Below are 22,813 nucleotides of genomic sequence, written 5' to 3'. Positions count from 1 at the left end.
AAATGACAACATTAATAGCTATAATAGGATTAGGTGTTTTATGCCTTATATTTGAAATCTTCGATTTTAGAAAAGCAATTATCCCAGTAACAATTATTGGATTATTAGCCATTCTAGGACTTACTGTTTCTGAATTTAATTCTCCAGCGAGTTACTACAATAATATGATCGTAGTAAGTAAATTTTCGGTTTCTTTTTCGAGTTTATTTATTGTACTAACCCTCTTTTTAGTGGCTTTGAGTCATAATTTTTATGACAATCACCAAAGCAAACTATCTGATTATATCGCTATAAAAATATTCCTTTTGGCAGGAGCCGTTTCTATGGTTTCGTTTGGAAATTTGGCTATGTTCTTTTTAGGAATTGAAATCTTATCCATTTCTCTTTATATACTAGCTGCGAGTAACCGAATGAATATAAAAAGCAATGAAGCTGGTATGAAGTATTTCTTGATGGGATCTTTTGCTTCAGGGATTATTTTATTTGGAATTTGTATGATTTACGGTGCAATGGGATCTTTTGACATACTTGAAATTAGTGATATGTCACAATCTGCAGAATTACCAATTTGGTTTCCAATTGGAATTGTATTGTTAACCATTGGAATGTTATTTAAAATAGCTGCTGTTCCTTTTCACTTTTGGGCACCAGATGTATACGAAGGTTCACCTGCTTTAACAACTGCTTTAATGAGTACTTTGGCAAAAGTAGTTGCCATGGCCACTTTGTATAAACTATTATCGAGTATGCACGCTGATTTGAATTATGCTTTTCAAATCGTTATTGTTATAATTTCTATCACTTCAATGACGGTTGGTAATATTATGGCTTTAAAACAAGTCAATGTGAAACGTATGCTTGCATTCTCAGGAATTTCGCATGCTGGATTTATGTTGATGACATTATTAAGTTTATCATCTTCAGCAGGAAGTTTATTGTATTATGCTACAGCCTATTCATTGGCCGGTATTGCTGCTTTCAGTGTAATTTTATACGTATGCAAAAATAGAGACAATGAAGACATCGTAAACTTTCACGGTTTAGGAAAAACAAATCCACTATTGGCTGCGATTTTAACGGCGTCATTACTTTCTATGGCAGGTATTCCAATTTTTGCAGGTTTCTTTGCTAAATTGATTTTGTTCAGCCAAACGATTCAAGCGGGTTATTTAGTTGTTGTGATATTTGCGGTTATCAATTCGATTATAAGCGTTGGTTACTACTTTAAATTGATCTTAGCGATGTATACCAAAGAACCGAACGAAGCAAGAACAGGAAAACCATTCTTGATTTATGCTGTTGCAGTTGTTGCAATTCTTTTGAATATTGTTATTGGATTGTTTCCTTCATTAGTATTGGATTTATTAGCTTAAAATCCATTCCATTGGTGTAAAAAATAAATCATATTACCATAATAAAATATTATATCTAAGTCACTAGTTAATTTTAGTGACTTTTTTTTATGATATAAAAAAACCACCAATTACAATAATTGATGGTTTTTCACCCTAATCTAATTCAACTCAAATCTAAACTTAATACTATTGCAATTAACTATTTATCTGCTTTTTCAAATCAAGTAGATACTATGTGTTTTATTTAATTTTACAATTTGATTAATCTTCAGATGCTAAAGCACTTAATGAAACCGTTTTTTTGGTAAAATTAAGACTGTTCATTAATTGTGATACGCTATTATTAAAAGGATCTATACATACAATTTTTTGTAAATAAGGTTTTATAGTTTTTACAATTTGTTCTCTTTCTTTTTTTAACTCTAAATACACCTTCTTGTCAGAAGAAGAAGCCTCCATATCATTAATTTTGTTTGTGATTTTAATACTTTTCTCCGCCAACAAAGCAGAAAGGTTAACATAAGCAGTTATATTTTTCGGATCGGTTTCAATGGCTTTTTTATAATAATACTCAGCTCCTTCATAATACTGTTCATTTTGACAATTTATTCCAAAATTGGCTAATACCTCAGCATTATTAGGATTTGATTCTATTATAATTGATGCTAAGCTATCAAAAAGCTCATAATCTTTGGTTTGTAAGTACAAATTAGCTTCGATAAATGATAACGCCTGATCTTGATTATTGAGCTTTCTGGCTTGGGCAATCATTTTTAAAGCTTTTTCTTTATATCCTTTTTGGATATAAATCATAGCCATACTTTTATAAATTTCCGCTTTTTTAGAAATTAATTCTGTTCTTGGTCTAAGATGAGTTCCGCTTTTTATTTTTTCGTTTCTTTCTTCAATAGTAGTGAAATATTCTTCCTTTAGAAGTTCTTTGCTATAAGCTATATAAACAGGGACATTTCCAGAATAATTCATTCCTTTTAATTCCTCAAAACATTGCAAAGCCAAATTATTTTCACTGCCATTTCGATAACTAATAGCTGCTTGATATAATTGTAATGTATCTTTTTTATCAATTAAATAAGCTTGATAAAATTTATCGGAAGAAGTTGTGTAGTTTTCAAAAGCTACATCTTCATTAGCACTATCGATTAGCTTCCTTTTAATTTCAAACAAAGATTTTGTTGCTTGTGAAATGAATTTATCATCATTCGATTCAATTTCAACTTGAATCAAATCATTAAATGCAAAAATTGCTTCTGTAAGGTTTTTGAAAGTATTTATATTTTTATTCGCTAAATCAACTAAAGCAGTTCCTTTTAAATAATAAAAATGAATTTTATCTTCATTGGAAGCATTACCGATTAAATATGCAATGGGAGACAAAACAACTATAACTTGTTCAGAATCTCCATATTTCATTAATTTAAGAGCTTCTTTAATTTGGCTTTTTTGAGCGGAAATTGAAGGAATAAACAACAAAAAGAAGAAGAGAATTTTTAAAATAATTTTCATGATCATAGGTTTAAATTACTAATAAATTGGGTAAATGTTGGGGACATTTAATGATTGAAAAAGTAACAAAGTCAATAAGACAAATAGCACTTGAAAATCTAAATCAAAGCTATTTCTTTTTAGATACGCATTTACACGCAATAGTACCTGAAATCTAACAAACAAAGTATTCCATAGAAAAATGAATAAACAATATAGTTGTTGATTTTTTATAGAAAAATAAAAAACACCCAACATACCGAATATCGATTATAATCGTTAATTTACGATATTGAAAACAAGCTATTTATGGGAACTACCAAACAATTAAATTTCGATAAAGAAACAAAAGCAATAGCCGAAATATGTAAAGCGCTCGGGCATCCTACACGCATACAAATCATGACCATCTTATTGAAAAAAAACAATAGAACCTGTGGTGAAATTGTCTCATTAATACCATTGGCACAATCAACTATATCAAAACATTTGTTAGAGCTAAAAAAAGCAGATTTATTAAAGGTCAAAAACGTTGGTAAAAAAACTATTTATTCAATAGAAATAGACAAAATGCAACTTTTAAAAAAGTACCTAATCCATTTTATGAATAATAAATCGATTTTGGAAGAGACCAGTCAATTACAAGACACAACTTATACTGCAATTGAAACAAAACAAAACTTAAAACAATACAACTATACGTTTCCAGATAAAAAAAACAAAACTGAATAAACGATCCATAGTTAGTTCCTAATAAAAACTTAAAAATAAACCGATCCAAATTGAATTTCATAATTTTACTTTTTAAATAAAAGGATAGAGACTAAAAAAATATGGAAAATCAATTAAAAATACAAATCTGGTCGGATGTAATGTGTCCGTTTTGTTATATTGGAAAAAGAAGAATAGAAGAAGCACTTTCACTTTTTGATAATAAAGAATCGGTAGCTATTGAATGGAAAAGTTTTCAATTGGATCCGAGTTTTGTGGCAACTCCCAATGAAAGCATCATTGATCATTTGGCAGAAAAATATAGAAAAGATACCAGTTGGGCACAAACAATGGTAGATAATATGACTGAAAACGCGAAAAAATCGGGATTGAATTTTCATTTTGAGAAAGCCATTCTTGCCAATTCATTAAACGCCCATCGCTTATTGCATTTGGCCAAAAAACATAATGTATCGAACGAGTTGGAAGAACTATTATTCAAAGCCTATTTGACTGATGGTAAAGATGTAAACGATTTGAAAACTTTAGAATCGTTGGGTCTCGAAGTAGGATTAGAAAAAGAAGCGATTAAAAACGTATTACATTCAGATGTTTATGCTAATGAGGTGCGACAAGACCAAGAAGAGGCGCAATCGATTGGTGTAACAGGTGTTCCCTTCTTTGTATTTGACAATAAATATGCTGTATCTGGAGCACAAGCCACTGATGTGTTTTTGAAAACACTGGAAAAATCTTGGGAGGAAGGAAATTACAAAACTAAATTACAACTCCAAAACGCCACTGACGAAAACAGTTGTGGTATTGATGGTTGTGAATAATAAAAACATGAGTGAAAATACAAAAATAATCCGCTGGGGAATTATTGGTTGCGGAAATGTGACCGAATTAAAAAGTGGGCCAGCCTATCAAAAAACAAATGGTTTCAGTATTGAAGCTGTGATGCGCAGAGATGCTCAAAAAGCCGCTGATTATGCCAAAAGACATGGAATAAAGAAATATTACACGGATGCCGATGATCTAATAAATGATCCTGAAGTTGATGCTATCTATATTGCCACACCGCCAGATACCCATAAATTTTATGGAGTGAAAGTAGCTGAGGCTGGAAAACCATGCTGTATCGAAAAACCTTTGGCTCCCAATTTCCAAGATTGTTTGAGTATCACCGAAGCTTTTGAAGCCAAAAACATTCCATTATTTATTGCCTATTATAGACGAACGTTACCCCGATTCGAACAAATAAAGAAATGGATCGATACGAAAACCATTGGAGATGTGAGACACATTCGCTGGCATTTGAGCAAACCTACAACCGATCAAGATCGTTCTGGAGAATACAACTGGAGAACCGATAAAACAATTGCAACGGGCGGTTATTTTGACGATTTAGCGAGTCACGGGTTGGATTTGTTCATCCATTATTTTGGAACCATAAAAGAAGTTTCCGGAATTAGTCTCAATCAACAAGGGTTGTACACTTCCAAAGATGTGGCCACTGCCAATTGGCTTCACGAGTCTGGAATTACCGGTAGTGGAAGTTGGAATTTCGGCACTTTTGAAAGGGAAGATATAGTCGAAATTTACGGAAGTAAAGGCAAAATCACCTTTTCGGTTTTTGAAAACACCCCAATAATTCTTAAAACCGAAGAAGGCGAATCAACCCACATCATAGAACATCCTGAAAACATTCAGTTGTATCATGTAGAACAAATGCGGGAACATCTTTTGGGGAATTCTGAACATCCGTCCAGTGGAGCTACAGCAACCCATACCAGTTGGGTTATGGATCAAATTATTGGAAATTGAATTATAAACTTCAATAAGAAAAAGAGGTGCTAATCAAATTAGCACCTCTTTTTATTTACCAAACTATTTCTAATTGCTGTCCTTTTTTTAAAGTTACATCTTGCTTTTTCTCTCCACTAATTAAGGTTGTCTTACCTCCTTTTTTAGAAAATACCGAAACTTTCTTCAGCCTTTTACCATTCCATTCCATCGAAATTTCAAATCCACCTCTGGCACAGATGCCTTTTACGGTTCCGCTTTCCCAAGCATCGGGCAAAGCGGGCAGTAATCTGATTTCATTTTCATCAGACTGAACCAGCATTTCAGCAACAGCGGCAGCTCCACCAAAATTCCCGTCAATTTGAAACGGCGGATGTGCATCGAATAAATTAGGATACGTCCCTCCTCCTCTTCTTGGTGTTTCCGTTTTCTTTCCGTCGGGATCAACATATCGAAGCAGTTCCCGAAACATTTTGTAAGCCCTATTACCGTCCCAAAGTCTGGCCCAAAGATTAATACGCCAGCCTTTTGACCAACCCGTTGTTTCGTCTCCTTTTATTTCTAAAGTTTGTCTCGAAGCTTTGGCTAAATCAGGTGTTTTTTCTGGTGTGATATGATCTCCAGGAAAAAGTCCGAACAACTGCGATTGATGGCGGTGTTTGGGATCTTTATCTTCCCAATCAAAATACCATTCCTGCAAGTTTCCTTTTTTACCAACTTGATACGGATGTAAATTAGCCAAATCTTTTTCAAGTTCCACTCTAAATTCGGCATCAATATTTAAAATTTTAGCGGCTCGAATTGTTTTGTCAAAACATTCCCGAATCATCGCCAAATCGGCCGTACCGCCATACATGGTTGCACCAACAAAACCATCGGGTGTTATATATTGATTTTCGGGTGAAGTTGAAGGACCCGTAATTAAATTTCCATTTTTATCTGTTACTAGCCAACCCTGGCAAAATTCAGCTGCCCCTTTCATCAATGGATATCCTTCTTTTTTTAAGTATTCTTTATCTTGGGTAAAAACATAATGTTCCCAAATGTGTGTACTCAACCAAGCACCGGCCAATGGCCAGCATGCCCACATTGGGTCTTCTTTTCCAAATTGTCCAACAGGATTGGTCATCGCCCAAATATCAGAATTGTGTGCTGCGGCCCAACCTTTATCAATTCCATAAAAAGTCTTCGCGGTTATTTTCCCAGTAACCGATAGGTTTTTTATAAAACTCAAAAGTGGCAAATGCATTTCGGAAAGATTTGTGTTTTCCGTCAGCCAATAATTCTCTTCCAGATTGATGTTCATCGTGTAATTACAACTCCAAGGCGCATTTAAGTAGGGGTTCCAAAGTCCTTGCAAATTGGCTGGAACTCCTAGCGTTCTGGAAGAGCTAATTAATAAATAACGCCCATAATTAAAATATAGAATTTCCAGATTTTTATCTTCTTTTCCTTCAGAATATCTTAGTAAACGTTCGTCTGTTGGTAAATCAGGTGCTGTGGTTTTTCCTAAATTTATAGTTACTCGATTGTAGAATTTTTGATAATCGGCAATGTGAGTTTGCCACAATTTATCGAATGATTTTGCAAATGCCTTGTTTAAATTGGTTGATGCAATGGCTTTATCATTCAAACCTTCAGTAGCAGGATTTTTGTCAAAATCATTAAAACTGGTTGCGATTGCAACGTAAATTATGGCTTCCGTTCCGTTTTTTAATCCTGAATTATTGTTTGAACTTACAATTATACCATCCGTATTTTTGATTTTTATCAAAGTGGTGAACCGAGTTCCTCTGTCTTTTTCCAAAAGAAAAGAAGGTACAACTTGATACCCCGGATTTTCATGAATTGGTGCAACACCGTTCATGGTAAGGACATTGTCTTTTACTTCTGTTTTGAATTGCAACAAACTACTGGAATTGACATCAAAACTCAAAGTTCCTTTTTGGCTACTCGTCAATTTGATGGCCATAATTTGGTCTGGTGCCGAAACAAAATATTCTCGGGTAAATTTCACTCCGTCAACTTCATAACTCACTTTGGAAATTGCCTTCGAAATATCTAATTCTCTGTGGTAATTTTCAACTTTTCCGGAATGATGGTTATTGATTTCCATCGTCCCTAGTGGTGCGTACGATTCGGAATTTTTGCCTTGAATTCTTTTATTCAACTCCTCAGCCAGTTTGTAGTCTTCCTTTTTTAATGCTTCGCGAATGGCGGGTACGTTCTTGTAAGCATCTGGATTCATATTCGCATTAACGGGTTCTCCGGACCAAAGCGTGATATCATTCAGATAAATTTTATCCGAATTGACCCCTCCGAAAACAGTTGCTCCCATTTTTCCGTTTCCTAGAACCAAACTTTCCTCAAAAAACTCAGCTGGTTGGTTGTACGACAGAATATGGCTGGATTGCGCAACCACTTTTCCGTAGAAAGTAGAAAAGAAGAAAACTAGAAACAGTTTTTTTAAAAGATTTGATTTCATGAATTGTTACTTATTTATATGAAAGGTCTTATTTGTACTTCGCTTGCGTGAGGGCAATGTCTATAAGTTAAGCTTTTTCAGGAGAAATTTCAGTACTTCAGAGTTGCTAGTGTTCTAATATTATGTGATTCCTCGTACCTCGGAATGACAAAACGCGATGATTTATATATGCAATATCACGTAAGTTTGTCATCTCGACAAAGGAGAGATCACGCAAGATGCTCAACAATCCCGGTGAAATCAGCCTTTTTTCTTAACTTAATGACATTGCCCTCACCCGCAATGTCATTAAGTTAAACTTTGTTTTTCTCGCCAAGACGCAAAGGCGCAAAGTTTAGAGCCGATTTCTTAACGTCTTCGCGTCTTTGCGAGAGTTATATTTTGAAAAACCGAGCAAAAAATCCTTAACTTGAATGACATTGTGCGTGAGGGATAAAAGCAAACTACCGAAGTAGTGCGGATAGCCCGACCGCATTTACGAAAGGCGCGCATGAGCGGTATGCTAAGTAGCGCCTTTTGCAAATGGGGTCACGCCCTTATAATTACTTACTAATACTATATTTTTCGTTGGCCGTAATCATTTCCCAATCATCAGTTCTAAAAGGAGATGCAGGGAATTTTTCTTTATTGAAAAGATTGATTTCTGTATCGTCATCTGCCCAACCGTAATGAACAGCCACAGGGTTTTTTAAATTTTCACAGGAAACTATTACTGTATTGTTTTTGATAATCGCTTTCGCGGAATAAAAAACTTTATCTGCACCTGCGATTTCAAATCCTTTTACGTTTTCTGAATGATCCGAACTTGATAATCCGCTTCCGATTTTATCAAACGTTAAGATAATTTGATTCCCTTTGATTTCCATTGATTGGTACATTGGTCCACTACAAACTTGTTTTTTTCCATAAACATCATTCAAAGCAATTGATGCTAAACGTTTTCCAACGTCTTGTTTGTTTGTGGGGTGAATGTCTTTTGCATTGCCAATATCAGTCGTTACCACCATTCCGGTGTTTGGTAATTGCAAAGTTTCCGTTTGTGCTTCACGAAGTTCTGCCCAGCGGCTGCCAACTTTGCTATTTCCATTAAACTCATTGAAAGTTGACAATTGTACAAAATAAAAAGGAAAATTACCCTGATTCCATTTGGTTCTCCAATCTGTTATCATCAACGGAAATGCTTTTTTATATTGTTTAGCTCTCCAAACATTGGCTTCACCCTGATACCACAAAACACCTTGAAAAGCGTACGGAATTAATGGATTGACCATTGCATTATACAATAACGAAGGATAACTATTGGGTGAAATGGCAATTTTTACCTGTACTACATTGAACTTCCAAAGACCTTCCAAAGGCATACTAAAATCTTTGAAATCAATTTTTAAATCGGCAGGATCGCCGTAAATTCCGCCACCACCTGAGTAATCTGAAATTCGAATTGCAATTACATTATTACCTTCTTTCAAAACGCCGGCAGGAATTGTATAAACTCTTTGGGCTTCCCAAATATTATTGGTTCCTACCTGAACGCCATTTACATAAGTTATGTCTTCGTCATCTACTTTGGACATATGCAAAACAGCTTCTTTTTTGGCCTGTTCGGCAGATAAAACAACAGTTTTTCGCATCCAAACGATTCCGTCAATATTACCGATTTGTTGGTTTTCCCACAAGGAAGGCACTTTTATTTCAGGCCAATTAGCGTCTTTAAAATTCAAATCTTTAAACTGATTTTCGTTGGCCATCGTCACATCAAAACCTTGAACTTTTTTGATATTATCTAAAACTGATTTTTTGTATGTTTCAAAAACGGCGTCCATATCCACCTGAGGCACATCGGCAATCATGGCTTTAAAGTCATCGCTTTTTTCGAATGCTTCACGGCTGGTCCAAGTTTCGACACAAGTGCCGCCCCAAGAGGTATTGATGATTCCGATGGGGATTTTTAATTCGGCATATAATTTTTTAGCAAAAAAGAAACCAACAGCCGTAAAATCGCTGATGGTTTCTTTGTTGCAAACGACCCATTTTCCAGCTTTTAAATCTTCTTTTGGTGAACCACTCAAATCCTGGGCTACACCAAAATGACGAATCATTGGATAATTGGAGTCTTCGATTTCGGTTTTGAAATTCATCGTTTTATACATCTGGAATTCCATATTCGATTGTCCGCTGCAAATCCAGACTTCACCAACCCAAACATCTTTTATAACAATTTTGTTTTTGCCAGAAATGGTCAATTCAAACGGTCCTCCTGCTTTTTCGGAATCTAATTTCACCATCCATTTTCCGGTTGCGTCGGTTGTGATGGTTTTGGTCTGTTTGTTAAAATGGACTTCGACTTTTTCATTGGCGTCTGCCCAACCCCAAACGGGAATTTGTTTATTGCGTTGCAAAACCATTCCGTCCGAAAATACTAAAGGCATTCGAACATTGGCGTTTACCATTATGAAAGAAATCAGAAAAAGAAATGCGATACTTTTTTTCATTTTATTATGTTTTTTAAAATCAGCGACAAAAAGTAACAGCAAAGTTCGCTAAGCTTTGCGAACTTTGCGCTTCTTTGCTATCCTTGCGGTTACTATATTTTTGTTCAAACTGTTTATCATCTACTTCAATCCATCCTGCAAAGCGGTTAATGCTTGCTGATCATAAACCGTATTATTGGTTCTATTAAATAAAGTCATAGTGTTTACTCCCATGAATCCAGCATCCCAATAAAAAGGGAGCAGGCCATTAGCTTTTGCCTGTTTTACTACATATTTCAGAAAATCGGCTCTTGATTTAAGATGTAAAGTCAATGCATCACCCGTTAAATCACGTCTGATCGCTCCAAATTCTCCAAGTACAACGGGAATTCCTTTATCGACAAATTTCGTTTTCATCGACAAGAAAAATTTATCTATATCCGCTTCTTCGCCCCAAGTTGGATTATGATCTGTGTCTGTGGATGAATGATTTGCTGCCCCCCAATAGTAAAACATTTTACCCCATGTTTCATCCTTGGTCATCAGAGTAAATTGATAAGGATAAAAATGAATTTCGGCCATCATGCGATTGGCCACCTTATCTGTTGGCAAAGTAGTCATCAACTTATTGGTTTTATCAATATCAGTAGCAGGGCCTTGAACAATCAAGGTACGATACGCATTTTTTCCTCCTGTAGAACGTACCGCATCAATAAACGTTTGATGATAGGACATTAAAACTGCCATTTGAGTAGCATCTTCAACTTTGGGTTCGTTTGCACTGGCAAAAAGCAAATGCTCATCAAAACCGCGTAACTGTGTAGCTATTTGTTCCCAAAACGCTTTTTGTTTGGCATTGTTTTCTACTTTTTTGGCTTCGGTACAATTTTCTTCTAGCCATCCACCATCCCAGTGAATATTTACGATGACATACATATCATTATCGACACAGTATTGCACTACTTCTTTTACTCTGGCTAACCATGTTGCATTGATTTGCGCCGTTTTAGCATTCGCATACTGATTCCAGGAACAAGGTATTCTAATAGCATTGAATCCATTTGCCTTAACCAAGTCAATCAATGCTTTGGTAACTTTTGGATTTCCCCAAGCGGTTTCACTTCCAGGAGTAGCTTCCAAAGTGTTTCCTATATTCCATCCCAATTTCATTTTGGCTGCCAGTGCTACAGCTGTGCTTCCCATTCCTGTTGCATCATCCGCAATTGGATTAGTATTGTAGCTAGGATATAAACCCACCACGACACCAGTTCCTGCAACCTGTGAAACTGAAATTTGTACTGATGCCGCTTCGCCAGAACTTATAGTAACTATAGCAGTTCTTGCAACTGTAGTTGTGTTTTCTAAAGCAGTAATTGATACTAAACTAGTCCCTTTTGTTCCTGAAGTTTTACTCAATTGAACCCAATCAGCACTTGAAGCAATATCCCATGTTTTAGCATCCGTTGTAACAATAACACTGGCAACATTTCCTTTAGCTACAAAATCTATCTTAGAAATATCTACTGTAAGTGTTATTGCAGCAGGTTGTACTGGCTCTGCACCCGAATCTGAACTACAAGCACAAAGTCCAAAAAAAGCAACGCATAAAATAGCGCCAATTATAATTTTTCTCATTTTTACTGTTTTAAAATATTATTTAATAATTACTACAACTTCTTTTTTAATATCACGGGATGAACTTCCTAATTTCAAGGTATAACTCCCTGGTTCAACCGTCCATTTTTTGGATTCCACATTATAATAAGCCAACTCTTTTACTGGAACTTGAATTGTTATTGTTGCAGATTTTCCTGCCCCAACCAACACTTTTTGGAAGCCTTTCAGTTCTTGAGATGCACGTTCAATTTTTGAATCTGTTTTAGAGGAATACAATTGCACCACTTCTTTTCCATCTACTTTTCCAGTATTTTTAATGGTTACTGTAACTGTAATTGTTTCATCGGTTGTGTATTCTTTTTTATCCGTTTTGGCAGTATCGAAAGCAAAAGTGGTGTAGGACAATCCATATCCAAAAGGATAAAGAGGTTCAATGTTTTTGGTGTCAAACCAACGGTAGCCTACCAAAATTCCTTCAGCATAGTTTACAGTTTTATCTCCAGGAAAACTGTTTGTAGCGTGTGCAGGTGAATCCATAATATTTTTTGGCATTGTCCAAGGTAATTTTCCCGATGGATTTACTTTTCCTAACAGCACATCTGCCAAGGCATTTCCACCCTCAGAACCGTTGAACCAACTCCAAACCAATGCATTCGTTTTGTTTTTTATTGCTTCAATATCAAAAGGAGCTCCACCAACCATAACCACAATGGTTTTTGGGTTTACTGCCAATACTTTTTGAATCAATTCTTCTTGTCCAAAAGGCAATTTCAAGTTTCTACGATCAGATGCTTCCGTTTCATAATCACGATTGGAACCTGCAAAAACGATAGCAACATCAGAGTTTTTGGCCGCTTCAATCGCTTCTTCTAATTTAGCTGGATCCAATTGATCAATTGTCACAGGACCATTCATCGTAATATCACCTAATTTGCCAATCTTTTTTTCTTCATAACGCTCCAAATACCCTTCGGCATAATTGATTTTGATAGAAGCTGGCAATCTGTTTTTCAACCCTTCCAAAGGTGTAACCTCTCTTTTGGTTTTTACGCCGGCGCCAAATCCGCCCAAAGCATTTTTCTTTGTTGCATTATTCCCAATTACAGCAATAGATTTTACACCATTTAGTTGCAAAGGCAATGCGTTGTTCTCATTTTTCAATAAGACCACTGACTCTGATGCGATTTTATAAGCATCTTGATAATGCACTTCGGTTGCAATACTACCTTTCACACGGTTTTGACCGCCCATTGCTTTTACTTGAAATAAGACATTCAATATTCTTTTAACATGTATATTAATTTCTGCTTCTGAAATTTCTCCAGCTTTGGCAGCTGCAATTAGTCTGTCGGCCAAGAAAAATTCGTTGAACTTTGTGGTAGGTGTTCCCATTTCGATATCCAAACCGCTTTTTAAAGATTTTACTGTGGAATGCACCGCAGCCCAATCTGAAACAACCACTCCTTTGAATCCCCATTCGTCACGCAAAATTTTGTTCAACATATAATCGTTCTCACATAAATATTCGCCTCTAAATTTGTTATACGCTCCCATTATACTATACGATTTTGACTCAGTTACAGCCGCTTTAAATGCTGGCAAATAAATTTCACGCAGGGTACGTTCGTCCATTTGAACATCTACAAAATCACGATTGGTTTCTTGGTTATTGGCGGCAAAATGTTTGACACAAGCCATAACATCTTTGTCTTGTAAACCAACAATTAGTGGCACCGCTATTTTTCTGTTTAAAAAAGGATCTTCAGACATATACTCGTAAGTTCTGCCTCCCAGTGGTGTTCTTACAATATTAATCGCTGGCGAAAGCAGCATATCTTTGTCTCGAGCACGCAATTCTTCTCCAACACTATTTCCAAATAAATGTGCCAAATCGGCGTTCCAAGTAGCCGCCAAAGCTCCAGTAGCTGGATAATACGTCGCAAAATCATTTGTCAATCCTGCGGGTGCCCAACTGTCACGAGATATTTCTTCCCGAACACCAAGAGGACCATCGGCCATTTTTAACTCTGGAATGCCCAAGCGTTTTACACCTCCATTGGCAAACATACTATTACCATGCAGCATGCCTATTTTTTCCTCAAGCGTCATTTGAGCAATTAATTGGTCAATTTTCGCGTCAAATTCAGAACCCAACGATTTTACAGCAGTAGCTTTTTTATTTTTAACCGTTTGGGAATTTGCATTATATCCAGTAAACAATAACATCGAAAAAATGGATAGGGAGATTATTTTCTTTTTCATACTAGTTTTTTTAGGTCTTATTTTTTTATTTATTGCTTTATAAAATTGAGCAACAGCACATCATTTTCATTAATCTTGAAATCCTTGCTATAGATTCCTTTGGAGTCAATAGTTACTTTTTCGGTTGCAATCGGTGTACCGTTGTTTTTTTGTTTAAGGGTATTGACTTGTTGTAGTGTCAACTGCTTTGGTTTGTTCATTCCTAAATAATCGGTGAATACGTCATTGACTTTATACCCTACTTTATATATTTCTAAAGTGTATTTTCCTTTTTGCAAACCTGCCACTTCAATTTTTACAATACCTTTTGATTTGGCGGGTAAATCTTTTATATAATATTGCTGATTGTTTGTGGACTCTGTCAAAGTATAGGTAAAGTCCCAAAACAACAATTGTACATCTCCTTTTTCATTTTTGGTTGCCCAAGAGGAAGTGTCGGTATTTTGAAGTTCTGTCTCTCCCAATTTGTTTAAAAAAGAATACGAAAAATAGGCTGGCTTCTTAATTCCTTGCGTATTCAACAATCCGAAACCTCCGTGAAAAGGGGTGAATCTTGGCCCAGGCTCTTCAAAAATATCCGTGAAAACCCAATACGACATCGAGTTTGCTGCATTCCCAACTTGTTTCAGTTTTTGAAGAATATAGGCTGCTGAATGATAACTATCGTGAATCGGGTCTGCTGGAGTGTAGGATGAACTCCATTCGGTATAATGCAATTCCAATTTTGGCATAGCCGAATTCGAAATTTGCTGACGAGAATTAATTACTTCTCCACTCACACTCGACGCATCTTTACTCAAAACCGTTCCAGAACCTCCAAATTCATCTAAAAAACCTTGACCCACTCCATAAGCGTGTGTAGAGATAAAATCTAAAGGCACATTATTATTGGTACAAAATTCAATAGTTTCTGGAACCCAAGCCGCTCCGGCTGTAGCAGGACCTCCAACTTTATAAGCTGGATTTACGCTTTTGATGGCTCTAGCTGTATAGTCGTATAATTTGAAATATTCCTCTTGAGTACCCGTCCAAAAACCTGGCGATAAGTTGGGTTCATTCCAAACCTCGAAATACCAAGTCTTCACTTCATCCGCACCATAACGTTCGGTAAAATGCTGAGTTAAGTTGCGAATTAAGTCTTCCCATTTTTTATAATCTTTTGGAGGAGTTACGTTTCCTTTCCACCAAAAAATGGTTTGAGTTCCGCTAGCCAAAGCTGATGGCATAAACCCTAATTCTACAAAAGGTTTCATTTTGATGCTCAAAAGAAAATCGTATAAGGCATCAACATATTGGTAATTGTATTCCGGATTTCCTTTATTATCTTCTTTGTAAACAGCCATATCATCAGTCAATAAACCGTGCATCCTGATGTATTTGAAATCGCATTCTTTTTTTGCCAAAGCCAATTGTTGTTGCCAATCAGCACGTAATCCTTCATTGGCTCTGCCTGCTCCAATACATTCCTTGAACATGGTATTCAATTTTCCCGCCGATTTATTATAATCGACTTTTATAATTCGATCTGCAGCAACTGATTTTTTTCTATTCGTATCTTGTCCAAACAATGCTATATTGGTTAGTGATAACAGAATAATTGGTATTAATAAATATTTCTTCATTGTAATTATTTCACCGTTATTTTTTTGGTCAGCAGAATTGCATCCGAAGCGCTTCCAACCTGTATTTCAATTTGTCCTTTTTCGAGTTCAAATTGTTGTTTTGTTGTATTCCAATATTCTAAATTTTTGGCTTTTAAAATCAGAACAACCGTTTTGGTTTCTCCTGCCTTTAAAAATATTCTTTGAAACGATTTTAATGCTTTTATCGGTTGCGGAATCGCCGAGTCGATTGATTTCACATACAATTGAACGACTTCCTCCCCGTCTCGTTTTCCGGTATTGGTAACCGAAACTGAAACTGTTAAGGCTGCGTCTTTTTCTAAAGTTTCCTTGTTTGTGGTTATTGAATTGTACGCAAAACTCGTGTAACTCAACCCGTGACCAAAAGCATACAGCGGTTTACCTTGAAAATACATGTACGTTCTTCCGTTGCGGATGTTGTAATCTAATAAATCAGGTAAATCGGTGATGTCCTTGACCCAAGTTTGCGTCAATCTTCCCGCTGGATTGTAATCTCCGAACAATACATCGGCAAGAGCTGTTCCTAATTCCTGACTATTTTGCGTCATGTGCACAATTGCTGGAATGTGTTCTTGTGTCCAATTAATCGCGTACGGAAAACTGCTTATTAAGGCTACCACCGTATTCGGATTGGCTTGATATGCAATCTTAATTAAATCTTCTTGTTCCAATGTCAAAGACTGACGATCTACGGATTCTTTGCCTTCGCTCGGAATTGGACAATCGTTCCAACCAGCATTGCAAACTGGATGATTCCCGACAATAACAATAACTACATCCGCTTTTTTGGCGATTGTGGCCGCTTTTCCGTCGGCATTGTTTTTGGCGTATAAAATTTCGACGTTTGCGCCCAATTTGTTTTTAATTCCCTGCAAAGGAGTAATCATATAAGAAGGTGTTCCGCTGTACCAATCCAAAAGCACTTCGTCTGCATGCGCTCCGATTACAGCAACAGTTTTTAGTTTTTCTTTTTGCAAAGGCAACAACTGTTTGGCTGGATCATTCTTCAATAAAACAATTGATTTCACGGTTGCTTCCAGTGCTAACTTTTTATGAGCATCAGATTTCCAAGGATCGATTGTGTCTCTTCCTGTTCCAATTTTCGCATACGGATTGGCATCTGTCGAATCCAACATTCCCAGTTTTATCATCACCCGAAAATCACCTCTGATGACTTCGTCTATATCATTCTCTTTGAGATAACCTTTCGCAATGGCACCATCAACACCTTCTTTATAATCATCCAAAAACTGATTGATTCCAGCTTTTACAGCTGCGGCTGCTCCGAGATATGAATCGGCATAATATTTATGATCCGAAAGTAACAACTTGAAACCACCACCGTCGGTGCAGATAATTCCGTTTTGTCCCCATTCTTTTTGAGTGATATCTTTCAGCATCGGGTGCACCATCGCTGGGATTCCGTTTACTTTATTGTAAGATGCCATATAGGCTCTTGAACCACCTTCTACAATTCCCATCCTGAAAGGAACGGAGTAATATTCTCTCCAAAGACGCTCATCAAAATCGGATGACGTATACGTTCTTCCATCTTCATTGCTGTTGGCCAAAAAGTGTTTCATCAACGAAGCCGTTTGCCAGTATTTTGGATTGTTTCCTTGCAATCCTTTTACGAAAGCAACGGTCATCATTCCGTTAAAAAAAGCATCTTCTCCATAACTTTCCTCGGTACGTCCCCAACGTGGGTCTCTGGCGATATCGGCATTTGGTGCCCGAACGACTAATCCTCCTCGATGGTATTTCTGAAAAGCGTAACGTGCTTCATACCCTTCAACATTTGCCACTTTTTGAAGCAAATCGACATCCCAAGTTTCTCCCAAACCATAGGCTTGCGGGAAAGTGGTGGTGGTAACTGAATTTTTGCCTTTTCCTCCCCATTCGCCTGGTCCGCCTAGTGCCAATCCGTGTAATCCTTCGACATGACCTGTACCGACAACTCCTAATCTGGAAACGGAAGGATTGGTGCTTAATACCGCTACTTTTTCTTCCAAAGTCATTAATGACAATAGATTATCAATACGCTTTTCGATTTCCAAATTTGGATTTTGAAAAGGGTATTGCTGTTGTTTTTGTGCCAAAATGGGTACAGTCGACAGTAGAAGAATAAAATATAGGATATACTTTTTCATTTTAATTATTGGTTAAAAACCGTTTCCATAAAATATCTAAGAATACCTAACAGGTTAAAAAAAACCTCTTAGGAAAGTAAATGAAAAACACAAAACTTCTTGATTAATGCTGAATTTGCGTGAGGGATAGCAGTGGAAATCCTTTTTTTATCCCGCCTTTTTGCGGGATAAAAAAAGATTGCAACGGATAGCCCGGTTCGCTTTTTCAGCGAACACGCCCAAAGTATTTTTTATAATTTTTTAAATCGGATTGCTGTTCCTCCAGCTCCTCCCAAATGCAATTTCAATACATCTGAAGCTTTTACTGTTTTTTTGGAAATGGCAACTGCCGACGGATTGTGTGTTTCATCTGTACCTTCGGCATCTGCATAAATCTGTGCTTCGTAAGTCGATTTGGAATCTAAAAATGTCAATGGAATGTCTAAATCTCTAGCTTTTTCATTGGTGATACTTCCCATATACCAATCTTCACTGTTTCTGTCTTTACGAGCTGTAGAAATGTATTGTCCGATTTCTCCATTCAAGACTTTTGTGGTTTCCCAATCTGTTGGAACGTCTTTTAGGAATTGATACCCTGGCACTGCATAATTTTCAGGGAGGTCGGCTAACATTTGAATTGGCGAATAAAACGTTACATACATTGCTAATTGCTGCGCCGTTGTCCCGTGAATTCTTTTTCCAGGATAACCTTGTTTGATTTCAACATCCAAAACACCAGGCGTATATTCCATTGGTCCAGACAGCATTCTTGTAAAAGGCAAAATCACAACATGACTTGGTGGATTTCCTTCGCTCCAAGCGTTGTATTCCTGACCACGTGCCGCTTCTCTTGCTAACATATTTGGGTAAGTTCTGCGTTCTCCAGTGTCTTTGATTGGTTCATGATAGAATACAGCTAAATCATATTCGGCTGCTTTTTGCAAAACGTATCTGAAATAATTTACTCCAAATTGTCCGTGATGCCATTCTTTCATGTTTAATTTGGAACCTACGTGACCAATTTTTACGGTGTGGATTCCTAATTTTTTGTATAAGGCAAAACCAGCATCGATTTGTTTCATATAGTTAATCAAATTCGAACCTGTTTCATGGTATCCGATAAGCTCTACTCCTTTTTCTTTTCCGTATTCTACGACTTTTTCAATGTCGAAATTATCAGCGCATTGTGTGAAGCTGAACATGTGCATGTGGTTTTCATACCATTGTTGCGTCCAACCTTTGTTCCAGCCTTCAATCAATAAGTGATGTAAACCTTCTTTGGCGGTAAAATCAATATATTCTTTTGCATGAGCAGTAGTTGCTCCTTGTTTATCTCCTTCCCAAAAAGTGTATTTTCCAATGTGCATAGCCCACCAAATTCCGAAGTATTTATATGGTTTCACATACGATGGATTACCCATTTTGTTAGGCTCGTTTAGATTTAATATCAAATAAGAGTCGATTAAGTCTCCTGACTTTTCAGCTATTTGAATAGTTCTCCAAGAAGAAGTGAAGGTGTCTTTTACTCTTACTTTCACGCCATCAGCCCAAGGCACTAAGTCGGTTTTTAATTGTGTCCCCGTGGTATTTACTAAAGTTGTACTCGCATAATCAATTAGATTTGCTTCGTGAAAACTTAGTTTCAATCCGTTTTTGCTTTCAATTGTCAATGGTGTATGCACAGTATCGATGGCATTTATACTTGAATTTTGATACAAATACTCATAACGATTTTCTTTGTAAGCAGGAATCCACCATGCTTTACCATCTTCTTTCAGGTTGAAAGTCGTTTTTTCATCCATGATAAAAATACTGTCTTTCGTTTCTTGTTTTGGATACACATATCTAAAAGCAATTCCGTCATCGTAAGCACGGAATTGAATTTCTAGTTTGCGTTTGTTTTTGTCTTTTTGTTGCAATTGAACCACTAACTGATTGTAGTGGTTTCTGATGTTTTTCTTTTCTCCCCAAACCTGTTCCCAAGTTTCGTCGAAAGTGGAATTTTTTACGTTTGTTATTTCGAAATTAGAACTGAAATTTTCATTGTTTTTTAGCAAAAATCCCATATCCGAAGGTGCTATCACTTCGGTTTTCCCGTGTGACACCCCATATTTTGGTGCATTGTTTACTAGTTCGAATTTTATCTTGTTTTGACCTCCTGGAGAAGCCAATTCATAGGATTTCGTTTTTTTGCCTTGAGCATTTCCTATACTGATGGATAGTAATAGAACTGGAAGTATTAATTTCTTTATCATATGTAGATAATATTTGTTTTTTATTGGAATATGGAATCGTCAGACCTTTCATTTGCTTTTACGACAACTTCTGTCATGACGATTTCATAATGTTGGTATTATTGGTAATTTTTTTATAAATCGGGGAATAAAGCAATCCTCCGTTCCCCGATTTAAAACTAACTCAACTCATTTATTTTACCCACTCGGTTTTGAAAGTGGTTTTTCCAGTTAATGGATTTGATGTTGTTTCAAAATTGTTTCCTTTTTTGGAAACGGTTATTGTTTGTACCGCATCTGTCCCTGGCAAGAATACTTTGGCAGATGCTGTAGTCGTAGCGTCTGTTGCATATACTTTTAAGGTTAATTTGCTCCAATCCATATCTTTGGTAGATTGTGCCAACCCAATATGAGGAATCGCAGAACCGTCTCTAACCAAAACTACAATTGGAATAGCACCCGCTTTGATTTTATGCCATCCGCCTTGGTATACTTGTTTGGTTTGGTAATCAATCCAAGTTCCTGCTGGAAGATAGACGTCTCTTTCTGTTACTTCTTCGAATAAAGGAGCCACTAACATACTGGATCCAAACAAGTATTCATTGTCTACCAACCAAGCTCCTGCGTCATTTGGATATTCAAGGAACAAGGCACGCATCATCGGCAATCCTTTTTGAGAACTTTCTTTGGCTTGCGCATAGATGTATGGCATTAATTCGTAACGCATATTATCGGCGTTTCTAAATCCTTCCAAGAAATCTTTGCTGTACAACCAAGGTTCGCGCGGAGGCTCACCATGGCTTCTTACATGAGAGGTTAACATTCCGAATGGCGCCCATCTGCGGTATAAATTTTCAGGTGATTTAGTAGCAAAACCTCCCACATCGTGACTCCAGAAACTGAATCCACAAAGTCCCAATGAAAGTCCGCCTCTCAATTCGGCTGACATGGCGCCATTACTTGTTTCGGCATCACCACCCCAGTGCAATGGGTAACGTTGGCTTCCTGCCCAAGTGCTTCTAGCCCAGATTAAAGTATATCCTTTTTCTTTTTGAGTAATTTCGGCAACGGCTTTGTTGTAACGCAAAGGGTATAAATTGTGCTCGTAGAAACCAGTACGTCCTGAATTATAGATTCCGTCTGGCGGTGCAGCTTCTCCAAAATCCACTTTAAAAACAGAAACCCCTTGGTCAAATAAATGTTTTAATTTGGCTTGGTACCAAGTCACGGTTGCAGGATTAGAAAAGTCCAAAACTGCATCTTCATAAGGCAAGTTTCCTTTGCGATCTCTTACGGCAAGACCTTTATCCATAATTTCATTGAACAAGGTATTTTTTGGAGAGAAATATGGTAATTGCCATAAACATACATGGAAACCGTCATCTTTCATATCCGACATCATTTTTACTGCATCCGGAAAACGGTCTTTTGAAAATTCGTAATTGTTTCTCCAATCAACATCAAACCAACCTGTATCAAAGTGAATTACATCGGTTGGGATTTTATAGGCACGTAAATCTTTGGCAACTTGACGTCCTTCTTTTTCAGAGAAATAAGTGATACGACTCATCCAAAAACCAAATGACCAAAGCGGTGGCATTGCAGCTTTTCCGGTAAGGTTGGTATATTCATCTAATATTTCTTTTGGTTCTCCGATGAAGAAAAACAAATCGGCTTCATCATCACCAATGTACATTTCATTGGCACTATTAAAATATCTTCCGAAGTCAACTGTAATAGGAGTTGAATGGTGCATGAAAACTCCATAACCACGACTGCTCATATAAAACGGAACCGGTTTGTACATGGTTTCGTTTTGAATACCGTTGGCATCATCCGTCCATAAAACTACTTTTTGTCCACGTTTGTTGAATTGTGTGAAAGATTCTCCACAACCAAATATTTTTTCGTCAGGCTCTAAGCTAAAAGCGGCTCCCATACTTCTGGAATAATCACTGTTTCTGCGAACAAACGAGAACGGAAGTGTTGGCGTATACGTGTTTTTAAAATCAGAATCGTGAAGCGTGCTTGTTAGCAGCTTTCCTTTTTCGTCATAAATTTTTACGTGCCAAGGTTTTGACAAAATTTCAATAGAACCATGTTTGCTTGTGTATTTATAACCGCCGTCAATTTTAGAAGATTTCCATAATTCTGGGTGATTTGGAGCGACTCCATCAACCAGCATTAAAGACTCTTTTTCTGGATGAAATTGTGGTCCAGAAGTCGTTTTGATACGAATGGTTCGATCCGACACAAACTGAATTTGGAAAGGCAATTCAGGAGAAACTGCATACTCCGTCGTTGGAAATTCATTAGCAGGAACAACACCCGGCTTCATCATCATATTGTTGAAGGCCTGACGTGTTTGGTAATTGTAACGCAAATATTTTATTGTCCCTTTTCCTGTTGCAGGGTCAAAACTGGTTAACTCATCAGCAAAATAAAACGTGTTTAGATAATTCTGAAAATCTTTGCTGATATCCATTGGTGCGTTAAGCACCTCTGCATTTTGGATTTGTGCTGACGCTTTTGGCGAAACCAGTAAACCAAAACCCATGAATAGAGACAGGGAAGCTATCTTTATTTTTTTCATTGTG

The 22,813-nt window shown here is 36.8% G+C and carries 13 protein-coding genes; 4 read left to right on the top strand and 9 right to left on the bottom strand.

Going from position 1 to position 22,813, the window contains the following annotated elements; translation table 11 throughout:
* Positions 1–2 precede the first annotated feature (2 nt).
* A complete protein-coding gene (locus tag OZP06_RS08870) occupies positions 3–1,373 on the top strand; it encodes an NADH-quinone oxidoreductase subunit N (protein WP_269221548.1) in 1,371 nt (456 codons plus the stop codon).
* A 243-nt stretch (positions 1,374–1,616) separates the two neighbouring features.
* On the opposite strand, the gene OZP06_RS08865 is transcribed toward OZP06_RS08870, so the two are convergent.
* Positions 1,617–2,879, bottom strand: coding sequence for a hypothetical protein (locus OZP06_RS08865; protein WP_269221547.1), 1,263 nt, complete (start codon positions 2,877–2,879; stop codon positions 1,617–1,619).
* A 288-nt stretch (positions 2,880–3,167) separates the two neighbouring features.
* On the opposite strand from OZP06_RS08865, the gene OZP06_RS08860 reads away from it, so the two are divergent.
* The 3 genes from OZP06_RS08860 to OZP06_RS08850 all read left to right on the top strand — a co-directional run bounded on the left by OZP06_RS08860 (position 3,168) and on the right by OZP06_RS08850 (position 5,396).
* On the top strand, positions 3,168–3,590 hold the full coding sequence (locus OZP06_RS08860; RefSeq protein ID WP_281238211.1) for a metalloregulator ArsR/SmtB family transcription factor: 423 nt from the start codon (positions 3,168–3,170) through the stop codon (positions 3,588–3,590).
* A 101-nt stretch (positions 3,591–3,691) separates the two neighbouring features.
* Entirely contained in the window at positions 3,692–4,408 is a 717-nt protein-coding gene (locus OZP06_RS08855) for a DsbA family oxidoreductase (protein ID WP_269221544.1), read from the top strand.
* A gap of 7 nt (positions 4,409–4,415) precedes the next feature.
* The gene (locus OZP06_RS08850) at positions 4,416–5,396 is read left to right on the top strand and encodes a Gfo/Idh/MocA family oxidoreductase (RefSeq protein ID WP_281238212.1); all 981 of its coding nucleotides are present in this window, start codon (positions 4,416–4,418) and stop codon (positions 5,394–5,396) included.
* A gap of 55 nt (positions 5,397–5,451) precedes the next feature.
* Here OZP06_RS08850 and OZP06_RS08845 read toward each other — a convergent pair whose 3' ends face one another.
* From OZP06_RS08845 to OZP06_RS08810, 8 genes are all read right to left on the bottom strand, one after another.
* Complete coding sequence (locus OZP06_RS08845; protein WP_281238213.1) at positions 5,452–7,860, bottom strand: glycoside hydrolase family 95 protein; 2,409 nt, start codon at positions 7,858–7,860, stop codon at positions 5,452–5,454.
* 542 nt (positions 7,861–8,402) lie between these two features.
* Positions 8,403–10,352 carry a sialate O-acetylesterase gene (locus OZP06_RS08840; protein WP_269221541.1) on the bottom strand — a complete coding sequence of 650 codons (1,950 nt, stop codon included), beginning with the start codon at positions 10,350–10,352 and terminating at the stop codon, positions 8,403–8,405.
* Between the two features lie 120 nt (positions 10,353–10,472).
* Positions 10,473–11,966 (bottom strand): cellulase family glycosylhydrolase, encoded by a 1,494-nt coding sequence (locus OZP06_RS08835; RefSeq protein ID WP_281324502.1) that lies wholly within the window; start codon positions 11,964–11,966, stop codon positions 10,473–10,475.
* 18 nt (positions 11,967–11,984) lie between these two features.
* Positions 11,985–14,210 (bottom strand): glycoside hydrolase family 3 C-terminal domain-containing protein, encoded by a 2,226-nt coding sequence (locus OZP06_RS08830; RefSeq protein ID WP_281324501.1) that lies wholly within the window; start codon positions 14,208–14,210, stop codon positions 11,985–11,987.
* A 29-nt stretch (positions 14,211–14,239) separates the two neighbouring features.
* Positions 14,240–15,832, bottom strand: coding sequence for a glycoside hydrolase (locus OZP06_RS08825; RefSeq protein ID WP_281324500.1), 1,593 nt, complete (start codon positions 15,830–15,832; stop codon positions 14,240–14,242).
* A gap of 5 nt (positions 15,833–15,837) precedes the next feature.
* Complete coding sequence (locus tag OZP06_RS08820) at positions 15,838–18,003, bottom strand: glycoside hydrolase family 3 C-terminal domain-containing protein (RefSeq protein ID WP_269221535.1); 2,166 nt, start codon at positions 18,001–18,003, stop codon at positions 15,838–15,840.
* Between the two features lie 230 nt (positions 18,004–18,233).
* Entirely contained in the window at positions 18,234–20,237 is a 2,004-nt protein-coding gene (locus OZP06_RS08815; protein WP_269221534.1) for a glycoside hydrolase family 97 protein, read from the bottom strand.
* A gap of 172 nt (positions 20,238–20,409) precedes the next feature.
* Positions 20,410–22,809, bottom strand: coding sequence for an alpha-xylosidase (locus tag OZP06_RS08810; protein ID WP_281324499.1), 2,400 nt, complete (start codon positions 22,807–22,809; stop codon positions 20,410–20,412).
* Positions 22,810–22,813 lie beyond the last annotated feature (4 nt).

The sequence above is a fragment of the Flavobacterium sp. IMCC34518 genome (genome assembly GCF_027111095.2).
In the GTDB taxonomy this organism is placed as follows: domain Bacteria; phylum Bacteroidota; class Bacteroidia; order Flavobacteriales; family Flavobacteriaceae; genus Flavobacterium; species Flavobacterium praedii.
This window is presented reverse-complemented; position numbering and strand designations above follow the sequence as displayed.

Coding starts and splice junctions, on each gene's coding strand:
- OZP06_RS08810 (WP_281324499.1), bottom strand. CDS start 22,809: ATGAAAAAAATAAAGATAGCTTCCCTGTCTCTATTCATGGGTTTTGGT.
- OZP06_RS08825 (WP_281324500.1), bottom strand. CDS start 15,832: ATGAAGAAATATTTATTAATACCAATTATTCTGTTATCACTAACCAAT.
- OZP06_RS08815 (WP_269221534.1), bottom strand. CDS start 20,237: ATGATAAAGAAATTAATACTTCCAGTTCTATTACTATCCATCAGTATA.
- OZP06_RS08860 (WP_281238211.1), top strand. CDS start 3,168: ATGGGAACTACCAAACAATTAAATTTCGATAAAGAAACAAAAGCAATA.
- OZP06_RS08865 (WP_269221547.1), bottom strand. CDS start 2,879: ATGAAAATTATTTTAAAAATTCTCTTCTTCTTTTTGTTGTTTATTCCT.
- OZP06_RS08855 (WP_269221544.1), top strand. CDS start 3,692: ATGGAAAATCAATTAAAAATACAAATCTGGTCGGATGTAATGTGTCCG.
- OZP06_RS08870 (WP_269221548.1), top strand. CDS start 3: ATGACAACATTAATAGCTATAATAGGATTAGGTGTTTTATGCCTTATA.
- OZP06_RS08845 (WP_281238213.1), bottom strand. CDS start 7,860: ATGAAATCAAATCTTTTAAAAAAACTGTTTCTAGTTTTCTTCTTTTCT.
- OZP06_RS08830 (WP_281324501.1), bottom strand. CDS start 14,210: ATGAAAAAGAAAATAATCTCCCTATCCATTTTTTCGATGTTATTGTTT.
- OZP06_RS08840 (WP_269221541.1), bottom strand. CDS start 10,352: ATGAAAAAAAGTATCGCATTTCTTTTTCTGATTTCTTTCATAATGGTA.
- OZP06_RS08835 (WP_281324502.1), bottom strand. CDS start 11,966: ATGAGAAAAATTATAATTGGCGCTATTTTATGCGTTGCTTTTTTTGGA.
- OZP06_RS08820 (WP_269221535.1), bottom strand. CDS start 18,003: ATGAAAAAGTATATCCTATATTTTATTCTTCTACTGTCGACTGTACCC.
- OZP06_RS08850 (WP_281238212.1), top strand. CDS start 4,416: ATGAGTGAAAATACAAAAATAATCCGCTGGGGAATTATTGGTTGCGGA.